Source organism: Paludibacter sp. 221 (genome assembly GCF_010501035.1).
Taxonomy (GTDB): Bacteria; Bacteroidota; Bacteroidia; order Bacteroidales; family Paludibacteraceae; genus QVMH01.
The window spans coordinates 1-10,942 of record NZ_QVMH01000064.1 but is presented as its reverse complement, the minus strand read 5'-3'; the positions used below and the strand labels follow the sequence as shown (position 1 = coordinate 10,942).

11 protein-coding genes, 1 tRNA gene and 1 pseudogene are annotated in these 10,942 nt (G+C 39.8%); 4 read left to right on the top strand and 9 right to left on the bottom strand.

Annotated features, from left to right (window positions below; genetic code table 11):
* Positions 1–451: 451 nt before the first annotated feature.
* From D0T49_RS11935 to D0T49_RS11900, 8 genes are all read right to left on the bottom strand, one after another.
* Positions 452–1,516 (bottom strand): RluA family pseudouridine synthase, encoded by a 1,065-nt coding sequence (locus tag D0T49_RS11935; protein WP_163631836.1) that lies wholly within the window; start codon positions 1,514–1,516, stop codon positions 452–454.
* 12 nt (positions 1,517–1,528) lie between these two features.
* Positions 1,529–2,356: a PASTA domain-containing protein gene (locus tag D0T49_RS11930; protein WP_163631833.1), complete on the bottom strand. Its 828-nt coding sequence runs from the start codon at positions 2,354–2,356 to the stop codon at positions 1,529–1,531.
* A gap of 204 nt (positions 2,357–2,560) precedes the next feature.
* A complete protein-coding gene (gene rpmH / locus D0T49_RS11925) occupies positions 2,561–2,719 on the bottom strand; it encodes a 50S ribosomal protein L34 (RefSeq protein ID WP_163631830.1) in 159 nt (52 codons plus the stop codon).
* Between the two features lie 254 nt (positions 2,720–2,973).
* Complete coding sequence (locus tag D0T49_RS11920) at positions 2,974–3,876, bottom strand: LD-carboxypeptidase (RefSeq protein ID WP_370519675.1); 903 nt, start codon at positions 3,874–3,876, stop codon at positions 2,974–2,976.
* A 159-nt stretch (positions 3,877–4,035) separates the two neighbouring features.
* Positions 4,036–4,926, bottom strand: coding sequence for a site-specific DNA-methyltransferase (locus D0T49_RS11915; RefSeq protein WP_370519674.1), 891 nt, complete (start codon positions 4,924–4,926; stop codon positions 4,036–4,038).
* Positions 4,926–5,195, bottom strand: a complete 270-nt coding sequence (locus D0T49_RS11910) for a hypothetical protein (RefSeq protein WP_163631821.1) — start codon at positions 5,193–5,195, stop codon at positions 4,926–4,928. The genes D0T49_RS11915 and D0T49_RS11910 overlap by 1 nt, the downstream gene beginning before the upstream one ends.
* 12 nt (positions 5,196–5,207) lie before the next feature.
* Complete coding sequence (locus D0T49_RS11905) at positions 5,208–6,044, bottom strand: type II restriction endonuclease (RefSeq protein WP_163631818.1); 837 nt, start codon at positions 6,042–6,044, stop codon at positions 5,208–5,210.
* Entirely contained in the window at positions 6,028–6,942 is a 915-nt protein-coding gene (locus D0T49_RS11900; RefSeq protein WP_163631815.1) for a DNA adenine methylase, read from the bottom strand. The genes D0T49_RS11905 and D0T49_RS11900 overlap by 17 nt, the downstream gene beginning before the upstream one ends.
* A 193-nt stretch (positions 6,943–7,135) precedes the next feature.
* Between D0T49_RS11900 and D0T49_RS13085 the strand changes: the two are divergent.
* A pseudogene (locus D0T49_RS13085) lies at positions 7,136–7,228 on the top strand (transposase); the annotation flags it as partial.
* A 111-nt stretch (positions 7,229–7,339) separates the two neighbouring features.
* Here the strand turns inward: D0T49_RS13085 and D0T49_RS11890 are convergent.
* Positions 7,340–7,414: transfer RNA gene (locus D0T49_RS11890), tRNA-Ile, on the bottom strand.
* Positions 7,415–7,509: 95 nt separating this feature from the next.
* Here D0T49_RS11890 and D0T49_RS11885 point away from each other — a divergent pair.
* From D0T49_RS11885 to D0T49_RS11875, 3 genes are all read left to right on the top strand, one after another.
* Entirely contained in the window at positions 7,510–8,145 is a 636-nt protein-coding gene (locus tag D0T49_RS11885; RefSeq protein ID WP_163631812.1) for an HAD family phosphatase, read from the top strand.
* Positions 8,146–8,157: 12 nt separating this feature from the next.
* Entirely contained in the window at positions 8,158–9,087 is a 930-nt protein-coding gene (locus D0T49_RS11880) for a bifunctional riboflavin kinase/FAD synthetase (protein ID WP_163631809.1), read from the top strand.
* Between the two features lie 106 nt (positions 9,088–9,193).
* Complete coding sequence (locus D0T49_RS11875; RefSeq protein WP_163631839.1) at positions 9,194–10,756, top strand: TrkA C-terminal domain-containing protein; 1,563 nt, start codon at positions 9,194–9,196, stop codon at positions 10,754–10,756.
* The last annotated feature ends 186 nt before the right edge of the window (positions 10,757–10,942 follow it).

Here is a 10,942-nt window from a genome sequence, read left to right as displayed (position 1 = left end):
GATAGAGGTCGGGGAGGTAAGGGGTATAGTATGGACACAAAGCCCCTCTTTATTTATATGTGTCCATATAAATAAAGTAACTGCTAAAACTCGGAAAGGGTCACACGTTAAACTGGTAGTCTCTCTCTCTCTCTCTCTCTCTCTCTCTCTCTCTCTCTAACAAAATAGAATTACCTGCAAACTTTTTAACATTTACAGGAAGGATGAAGTTTAATGTCTTTTTATCAGAGAGATGCATTCTTTTCTTTGAAATATGGGGACAAATTTAAAAATTTAGCTAATGACCAACAAATTTTTAATTATTTCTCATTCAGGAAAATAATCACAACATCCATCTATACCTGGCAACGTATTGATTATAAGCATGTTACACCGCGAACAGTTTTTTACCCATTATATTAACTCAAATTTGTGTATACCATTTGTATACCCCGGAAAGGTCAAGGGAAGATTATAGCGATTTCGAATAATTGCGCCATTTTTCGATGAGCATTTGCATATCTTCCGGCAGCTCACTATCAAAGTGCATATATTCGCCTGTACGCGGATGATTAAATCCAAGGGTTTTGGCATGCAGTGCTTGTCGGGGGCATATTTCAAAGCTGTTTTTTACGAACTGCTTATACTTAGCCGAGGTAGTTCCTTTCAGCACCTCGTTTCCGCCATATCGGTCGTCGTTGAACAGCGTATGCCCGATGTGCTTCATATGTACACGTATCTGGTGAGTACGTCCGGTTTCCAAGCGACATTCAACTAAAGTAACATAGGATAAGCGCTCCAATACTTTATAGTGGGTTACTGCATGTTTGGCCACAGGGTTTTCTCCTTCTTCGAACACGGTGAACAGCATACGGTCGCGCGGGTCGCGTGCCATTGCTCCTACGATAGTGCCTTCGTCTTCTTTCACCGTACCCCATACCAATGCCTGATAACGCCGATGGGTGGTTTTGTCGAAAAACTGTTTCCCAAGATTGCTTTTTGCATCGGCTGTTTTTGCTACCAGCAACAGGCCTGAAGTGTCCTTGTCGATACGGTGAACTAAGCCCAAGCGCGAGTCGTTAGCATCAAATCCCGGATTGTCTTTCAGGTGATAGGCTACGGCATTGAGCAATGTTCCATCAAAATTGCCGAATCCGGGGTGTACTACTAATCCCGGCTGTTTATTCACAAGGATAATATCGTCATCTTCATACACGATATTGATAGGGATGTTTTGCGGTACAATCTCGTATTGGTTGGGCGGATAGCCCAGCATGATGGATATTACATCAAGGGGCTTTACCTTGTAATTGGATTTTACGGCATTTCCGTTCACAAGGATGTTACCCGATTCGGCAGCATCCTGAATACGGTTGCGGGAAATACTGGGCATGATATTAACCAAGTACTTGTCGATACGCAAAAGGCTTTGCCCTTTGTCCACTTCGAAACGGTAATGCTCAAAGCGCTCGTCCTGCTCCTGCAGCAACTCCTCATCTTCGAGGCCGGTAATATTATCGGGTAAGGTATCGTTCACTGGTAGATTAGGTTAAAAAAATTCTTCGTCCTGAGAGGTCGATATTGTATCTTTATCATCGCTCTCCAATAGCGAGTAGTCGGTTGTAAACCAAACATCTATTTTTGTTCCGCTTGGAGCTATTTTGCCATCCGGCGGCTCCTGACGGTAAATGATATAAGTTTCTCCATCGCCGGTTTGCCTGTCGTAATAGGTTGCTCCCAGAATGAAAGACGAGCTTACTACCTCGTAACGGGCTTCTTCCAAAGTCATTCCTTTCAGTTTGGGGATAACTACTTCTTCCGTCCCCAGACCACGCCCTACGATTAATACTACGGCTTCTCCTTCGGGTACCGGAGTTCCGGGCCGGATGCTTTCTCCTTTGTATTTTATATCAATTACCAGGTCTTTATATTCCGACGGGGCATATTCTATGCTTTCCACACCTATTCCGCTTGCCTGAAGCATAGCTGCTGCCTGACGTGATGAATAGTCGTTTATCTCCGGTAAAGGAACTTTGCGCACTTCGCGCGAATTGATAATAAGATATACCGGGCGGTTCCGCTTCATCGTAGCGTTAGGTTGCGGGGTTTGTTCTATAATTGTCCCCAACCTTTTGTCGCGCACATATACCGAATCTACCACCTGAGGGTATAGCCCCTGCCTGCTAAGTATGATTTGGGCTTCTTCTACATATGCTCCACGCAAGTCGGGAACAGCCTCTACTACACCATGCTGGGTGTACTTATTAATACCCCAAAAAGTGCCCACTACGATGAGGACAAACAACACAAGTGCGACAGCTATATTTTTGATGACAAATCCGCCAAGGCTTTTTTTCCAAAAATTTTTCCAAGTCATGAGAATTGCCTATTATTTTTTCAATTAAAAACGTATATACAGCAAGAATGACATACGTTTCAAAAACGGGTTAATAAATGACTAATAAATAAACGTTTGTCAAAAGTAGTTATTTTCTTCTTTACTACCGACAGTATAAAAAATAAAAAAAGTAAAAACCTCACCTGAGATTTTTACTTTCTTTATACTGTTTGTGATGATTAATTACGATTTATGGCGTCCTTCATCTGCAACGGTAAGTTTGGCTCTACCTTTAGCACGGCGTGCAGCTAATACTCTGCGACCATTGGCTGATGCCATTCTCTCACGGAAACCGTGTTTGTTTCTTCTTTTTCTTCTTGAAGGTTGAAATGTTCTTTTCATTGCTCTTCGTATTTATTTGTTTTTATTTTATTCTTTTTCTTGATTTTAAGGGACTGCAAAAATAGTAGTTTTTTTTGAAACCGCAAATTGTTGATAACTTTTTCTTTCGGAAAAAGAATAATAAAATAAAACAGCCTTTACAAAACCTTCATACGTCAATTATAAGTCATTGCTTAATCCAACAGAGTGCATTTTACAAAAGTGTGGCTGCGCGAAATCAGTGCATTTGCAAATGAGTTGATAGTTTTAATTCTTTAAAACATTAACAACACTCTTTCGTCCGAAACATTCAGACAAACTTCTGCATTTACTATTAAAGGTAGATTTTCGTCAACATGCCCCACAGGAAAGTCGAAACAAACCGGAATGTCATAATCTGTCACAACATTATATATAACTTCGTAAGTTGTCATCATCATTAACGGGTCATCCTCCAAATGGCTGAATTGCCCGACAACAAGCCCGCTTATTTTATTCAGCACTCCACTCAGCCGCAGATTTTGCATCATACGGTCGATATGATACGGTTTCTCCCCTACATCTTCGATAAAGAGGATATTGTTATCGTATTCCAAATCGAACGGAGTTCCCCGCAAGCCCATCAACACAGAGAGGTTGCCTCCTACCAGCCTGCCCCTTGCTTCTCCTCCCTTGTTTAAGACATGCGAAGGAATGGTGTAAGCGGGCAACTCCCCGAAAAGTATGTGATGCAGTTGCGTAACAGGCTGAGAATCGTAGGGCAACTCCATCAGATGCTTCGCCATAATGGCATGCAAGGATGAAACGCCTAAGCGCGAAACGGCATTATGCAAAGCGGTTATATCGCTAAATCCAACAATCCATTTCGGATGATGTATAAACTCATGAAATTTTAATTTATCAACAATCTGAGCCAGCCCATAGCCTCCACGACTGCAAAATATAGCTTTCACGTTCGCATCGTCGAGTGCCGCTTGCAAATCCTCTGTGCGCTGCTCCGATGTTCCGGCAAAACGCCCGTGCTTTTCGCACGCATATTTCCCTACTGTAACATCCAGTCCCCACGATTTTAACACATGCTCGGCCCCGTCAATCAATGCGGGTTCAACGAATCCCGAAGGCGAAACTATTCGGATTTCGTCGTTATGCTGTAAAAAGGGAGGAGTCATAAGCCTGATCATTATTAACACTCATACAAATGCCTTTTTCGCAATAAATACTCTTTTTGTGAAGCAAAAAGGAAGAAATTCTTCCAAACCCGTAGGGCTCGGGCATTGACGTTTTGTTCTTGAAATACACCTTTGTATTGAGACAAAGAAAGATATCTAATCTTCCTCCTACCAATTTTCTAATGGCAACTCTCTCAAATACTCTACAGGCGGTTCTTTTGCAAAAAATAGTCCCAATTGTCTTTCACATTCAAATCCACCTATTTTTTTTCTGTAGTTATCTGCTATGCTTGAATTTTCTATTTCTAATTTTCTATTTTTCGACATTTGCAAATATTCGACTTCTTTATCAATACCAAGAAACCGTCTTCCTATGAGATTTGAAGAAATACCAGTTGTACTACTTCCTGTAAATGGATCAAGAATCCAAGCACTCTTTTGTGTTGAAGCTAAAATTATTCGTGTTAATAAAGCCAAAGGTTTCTGAGTCGGATGTTTTCCGCATGATTTTTCCCAAGAAGCAATGGCTGGCAAATTCCATACGTCTTTCATTTGCGTTCCGCCATTGATCTGTTTCATCAACTCATAATTATAATAATGTGGATTTTTTTTGTTCTTGCGAGCCCATATAATAAATTCCGTTGAATGCGTGAAATACTTACAGCTTAAATTAGGTGGCGGATTTGTCTTCGCCCATGTTACACAATTTAGAATTTTAAAATCTAACTCTGTAAGCATTTGAGCAACCGAAAAAATATTATGAAACGTACCACTAATCCAAATTGTGCCACTTTCAGTTAAATGATTTCTGCACGCTTTCAGCCAGTTATAATTAAACTCATTATCTTTTTCAAACCCGTTGCTTTTATCCCAATCGCCCTTGTTTACGCTTACCATTTTCCCACTTTGCACGGAAATTCCTCCATTTGACAGAAAGTAAGGCGGATCAGCAAAAATCATATCAAACTTAAAATCAAACTGATTTAACAGTTCGACACAATCACCTTGTAAAAGAGTAAAGGTTTTGTCGTTGGATTTGAAGAATGGTTTTATCACAATTATCTATCTTCATAATATGATTGAACACCGTCTAAATACCCTTTTGCATATGCAGCATGTGGGCTTTTATGTCTTTGAGCTCCCGCTTGACTGTCTTCTAAACTATAAAACAAAGAAGACAAGTCAATATTTTCTTCAAGTTCTCTTCCCTCTGCAAATCCTTTTTCATATGCACAAGCTGCGCATTTGTGTCGTCCTCTTCCTCCTTGATCTGTTGGTAAATCCGACATAATTCTCTGAATTGCTGAATGGTCTTTTTGGCAAGCCATAATTTATATGTTTTATTGGTTTATAATTTCTTTTTGAATTTTTTCTATAAATTCATTCAAATTTGTCAAGTTATAGACGCTGGGGATAATTGAAAAGGCTTCTTCCAATTTATTTTTGGCGGAAAACCAACCTTGCCCGTCTGTAATCCAAACAAATTCAAATTTTTTGTATTTATTGATTTTCGGAGCAACATCTGAATACGATCTGGCAGTTTCGTTCAGTTTTGAACCTCCTCCATTGTAAAAATTAGTTTCAATGAGATATGTCTTTTTCGGAGTTTCAATTACGAAATCAAATCGTTTTAAATCTTCGCCAAGACTCTCAATTTCCACGAAACAGGTGCTGTTTACTTCTTGCTTGAAAGGAATATTTGCTTCCGTAAATATTTTTGCAACAGCATTTTCCATATTGTGTCCGCCTCGATTTTTACGCGCATTCGTATCTAAACCGACTTCAACCCCAAAAACATAATCAACCAAGTTCTTTACCTTTTTCGTGCGAAAAATTTCGGCTAATCCAGTTTTCTCAAAATATTCATAAATTCCATCAATGGTTGTAAAATAACTGTCTAATAACTGAGGTTGTAACTCTTTATTTAGTACTTTCTTTTTATCTGATTTTCTTACAGCAACTAGAATTTCTAAGACATCAAAAGTCTTTGGATTTTCGTCAAATAATTCTTTGATCGCTGAATTCAAGTCTTCTTTTCCTATCAAATAATTCAACTGGTTGAGTTTGAGTTCAATTTTGGAAACATTTGTCGAAACTTTTTCAAAATCGGTAAAACTTTCAAGAGTTGCGTTTGTTTCACTCAGTTGTGATAAGAATATCTCAAATTGTTTCGACATATTTCACTTTTTTAGATTGATTTGTAATTAATAGTTCTGTTAATTTCCCCCGTTTTTCAGCGTTCGCATTAACCATTCTAGTTGCAAAAACTCGCTGTATTTCGAATTGTTCATATAATTCGTCAAAGAAATCATCTTGCGGGTTTTTCCCTTTAACATCTGAGTTACTCAAAATAAAACTATATCCGAGTTGATCTATGCGTCTACAAAATTCCCCCAAGCGAACTTGTTCTTTATCATTAAAGTCTTCTTTTGAATATGAGTTAAAGCTTGATGTTGCGCTTAATGGTTTATATGGAGGATCGAAATAAAAGAAATTATTTTTGCCGATATGATTGATTGTATCTGAAAAATCCCCCGTTAAAATATCAACTCTTTGCAACAATTCACTATCAGCTAAAATCGTTTGTTCATCACAAATTTTTGGGTTTGCATAACTACCAAATGGTACATTAAATAAACCCTTGCTGTTCACACGATATAATCCATTAAAACAAGTTCGATTTAGATAGATAAACAATGCTGTGTTCTCTACGCAGCCTAACTCTTTAGTGTTGAACTGACTACGCTTGTCAAGATAATACTTTTTGCGTTTTTCTTCATTTAAAACTAAATATTCTGATTGAATTTTCAGAAGCATTTCTATCAATTCACGAGAATTGTATTTAATAGTTTTGTATGCAGTTGTCAAATCTGGATTAATGTCATTAATGACAGCCCTGACTATGTTCGGGTATTTTTGTAAAATCCAAAACAAAACAGCACCTCCTCCTACAAAAGGCTCAATATATGTGAGTTCTTTGCATGAGGAAAAATCATCTGGTAGCAGTTTTTCAACTTCTGCTATTAACTGCGTTTTACCGCCCACCCACTTAACAAATGGTTTAGCTTTTATCATCTTGTTTTTTATTTTCTTTTTGCAAATTTACGACAACATCCGCAATGTATCTCTATACAACATCTCTTATTTTGGATATAAAACAACTAAGGTTGTTGCTGCTAAAGATAGTAAATATGCGAGACACAATCTCTATTATCTCTTAAAATCTTTACTTTTACCCAGTCTCATTATATTCCTTACCCTTTTTTTGTTCAATGCTAAAATTAAGGCATTCAGCAGACAATTCAGAGGAGTGAAAGATAAAGCGTTTTTCTTATTCAGACTTACCAAAATTTATGCGTAAAAATAAAATCCCTCAAGTTTTTACGATGAGCCCTTTTTGTGTACAATTTGCATGCACCAGCATAGAAAAAGCCGTTACAGAATTTTCCGTAACGGCTTGATTTTCATTTCGTGGGCCCAACTGGGCTTGAACCAGTGACCCCCTGATTATGAGTCAGGTGCTACTAACCAACTGAGCTATGGGCCCTGCTTGCGAAATAATTGCTATCTTTGCAAAGCGATTGCAAAAGTAATAATTTTTGTGATATACAAAAAATATATCGGACATTTTTTCGCAAAAAGATGAAACAATTTACCAATATTACCACTCTTATTTTCGATTTCGGGGGAGTACTTATCAATTTGGACAAGCAGAGATGTATCCGCAATTTCGAGAAACTGGGATTCTCCAATGTAAAAAACTACCTGGGCGATTTCATACAAACAGACTTTTTTCTGCAGATGGAAGAAGGCAAAATGGATGAAAACGAATTTTATTCGGAAATAAAAAAACATGGAAGTAACGACGTCACAAATCAGCAAATAAAAAATGCATGGAACTCTTTTCTGCTGGATATTCCCGCCTATAAACTGGATATGCTGCTCGAACTGCGTAAAAAATTCAAGGTGCTTCTACTAAGCAATACCAATCCTATCCACATAGAGCATAGCGAAGATATTTTTTTATCGCACAAAGGCTTGACGATGGATAATTATTTCGACAAGCGTTATTTGTCGTACGAAATGAAGATGTCGAAACCACATGCCGAAATTTTTGAGGCCGTGCTGGATGATGCAAAACTCCGCCCCGAAGAATGTTTGTTTCTGGACGATGGAGCTAAAAACATAGAACAAGCTCAAAAAATGGGGTTCAACACCTATTTAGTACCTATCCCCGATAGCCTCGATTTTCTTTTGAAACCGGAAACATGGAAATAAGATGAAAATAAGATGAAAATAATTCAACCCGACCATAATCAGGATGTACCCTATACTGCCACCATCGGATTTTTCGATGGCGTGCACAGGGGGCACCGGTTTATTATAGAAGAGTTAAAAGCCACAGCAAAGCACAAAGGAGAGCAGAGCCTTGTAATAACCTTCGGCAATCATCCGAGAAAGGTGTTGCATACAAGTTTTCACCCGCAATTACTGACTACCCTCTCCGAAAAAACCGAGCTACTTGAAAGTACCGGAGCAGATGCCTGTACCGTGTTGGATTTTACACCCGAACTGGCGTCTATGTCGGCATACGCTTTCATGAAAAACATATTACGCGACAAGTATAACGTAAAAACCCTGCTTATAGGATACGACCACAGATTTGGGTACAACAGAGAAGAAACTTTTGCCGACTACGTAAAACATGGCAAAGAACTGGGCATAGAACTTATTCAGGCGGACTGCTTCAACCCAAACGAAACGGAACATATAAGTTCTTCGGAAATACGAAAGGCACTGCAACGCGGCGATGTAAAACAAGCAAACCGGCTATTGGGGTACAATTACCGGCTTAGTGGCGAAGTGGTAGGAGGATTCAAAGTTGGGAGAAAAATAGGTTTCCCCACTGCCAACCTGAAACCTGAGAATCCTGAAAAACTCATTCCGCCCATAGGAGTGTACGCGGTGCAAGTAGTTTTTGAAAACCGGACGTATGCCGGAATGTTGAACATAGGCAACCGCCCTACCCTCAACAACGGAGAAGATATAAGCATAGAAGTTCACATAATCGACTTTGAAAAAGACATTTATAACCGGACAATAGAATTACGCTTTGTCGAAAAGATACGCGACGAAGAAAAATTCGGCTCCATAGATGAACTCATCGAGCGATTGAAAAAAGACAAGGAAAAAGTTTTGGAAATAATGCACGAATTGTAATCTCCACTGAGCAAAAAACAACTTTCGACTGCTACACGTATAAATAATAACTGTTGTTTTTACAGATTTATTTATCTTCGCGCCTCAATTATATACGCCAATGAATATCGTTCAATCCCTGTTGTCAGAAGGTTATTTCGCTTTATTCCTGATTATTGCAATAGCATACATCATCGGGAGAATCAAGATAAAGGGAGTATCGCTTGATGTTTCGGCCGTAATATTTGTCGCGCTCATATTCGGGCATTTTGGAGTTACCCTGCCTAAAATAATTCAGGACATCGGATTAGTGCTTTTCATCTTCACCATTGGCATACAGGCAGGACCCGGTTTTTTCGATGCGCTGAAAAAGCATGGTATCAAACTGGCTGTTTTATCTACCATTCTTATTCTTACCGCCGGGTTGGTAGTAATTGCCGCCCACTATATTTTTGGTTATGACATGGGCATCCTTGCCGGGCTGTTGTCAGGTGCACTTACAAGTACGCCCGGTTTGGCTTCGGCTACCGACCAGTTTGGCGACATCTCCTCTATCGGCTATGGTATAGCCTACCCGTTCGGGGTGATTGGCGTCATCCTGTTTCTTCGGTTATTACCAAAAATTCTCTCAGCCGATATTAGTAAAGCTGAAAAAGACTGGGAAAAAGAATCGGTATCGGAATATCCCACGCTGAATTACGAGCATATTTACATTACCAATACGAATGTAAACAACAAGACCTTGTCGCAACTGTGTTTCAGAAAAATGACAGATGCCACCATCTCACGCGTAATGCACGAAGACGAAGCGTTTATCCCCTCGCCAAAAACAATGCTTCATACAGGAGACCTTGTGCGTGTAGTAGGCACCGAAGAAGCCCTAAGGCGGGCACGGGTACTGTTGGGTGAAACTACTGAACAGGAAATTCCATTGAGCGGCAAATATGAGGTACAAACCGTACTGGTAACCAACAAGTCTGTAGTAAATAAAACATTGGCAGAGCTAAACCTGCAAACTGCCTACGATGCCACCGTTACACGTATCCGCCGTAGCGGTATCGACATCACCCCCTCGCCCCGTTCGCGTATTCGCTTTGGCGACAAACTGATAATTGCCAGTAGCAAAGAGAACATGAAAATGGTACTTAAGATTTTTGGCAACGACGACCAGAAACTTTCGGATACCGACATCCTCCCCATTGCCTTAGGTATCGTGTTAGGGGTACTTGTAGGTAAATTCACGTTTTTAGGGCTTACAGGAGGTGTTTTACTCGTAGCATTGATATTAAGCAAACTGGGCAAAACAGGCCCTGTACTGTGGACAATGTCGGGCTCGGCAAACGTGCTGCTAAGAGAACTCGGACTGGTTTTTTTTCTGGCAGTAGTAGGTACAAATGCAGGAGCAACACTGGTAGATACCTTTAAAGAATACGGTTATCAGCTATTTATTATAGGGGCGGTTATCACACTGATTCCTATGATTGTGATGACGGTAGTAGCACGGCTGATATACAAAACAAATGTACTTACTCTGCTCGGAGCTTTGGCAGGCGCTATGACAAGCACTCCGGGACTGGCAGCCATTACGCCCATGACAAAGTCCAACGCCCCGCAGATAGCCTATGCAACCGCCTATCCCATAGCAATGGTACTGCTTGTAGTAGTCGTAAAATTGTTGTACCTTCTTTAAATACACGAGCTTACTTAGAAAAATCACATCAGAAATCAACTAAAATCTGTTGATTTATCATTTCCTTCTTTGGTAGCCATAGCTAATCTTTCCGCCTCAGCTGGTGAGCGTAAAGAAATTCAGCGTAACGTAGCGTTAAACAGGATTTGCTGTTTGACGAGCAAAGCGAGGAGTTTCAAAGCCTGT

What these genes read in the sequence shown, in the direction of transcription:
- D0T49_RS11905 (WP_163631818.1), bottom strand. Translation starts at nt 6,044, where the DNA reads ATGTCGAAACAATTTGAGATATTCTTATCACAACTGAGTGAAACAAAC.
- D0T49_RS11900 (WP_163631815.1), bottom strand. Translation starts at nt 6,942, where the DNA reads ATGATAAAAGCTAAACCATTTGTTAAGTGGGTGGGCGGTAAAACGCAG.
- D0T49_RS11930 (WP_163631833.1), bottom strand. Translation starts at nt 2,356, where the DNA reads ATGACTTGGAAAAATTTTTGGAAAAAAAGCCTTGGCGGATTTGTCATC.
- D0T49_RS11880 (WP_163631809.1), top strand. Translation starts at nt 8,158, where the DNA reads ATGAAAATAATTCAACCCGACCATAATCAGGATGTACCCTATACTGCC.
- rpmH (WP_163631830.1), bottom strand. Translation starts at nt 2,719, where the DNA reads ATGAAAAGAACATTTCAACCTTCAAGAAGAAAAAGAAGAAACAAACAC.
- D0T49_RS11885 (WP_163631812.1), top strand. Translation starts at nt 7,510, where the DNA reads ATGAAACAATTTACCAATATTACCACTCTTATTTTCGATTTCGGGGGA.
- D0T49_RS11910 (WP_163631821.1), bottom strand. Translation starts at nt 5,195, where the DNA reads ATGGCTTGCCAAAAAGACCATTCAGCAATTCAGAGAATTATGTCGGAT.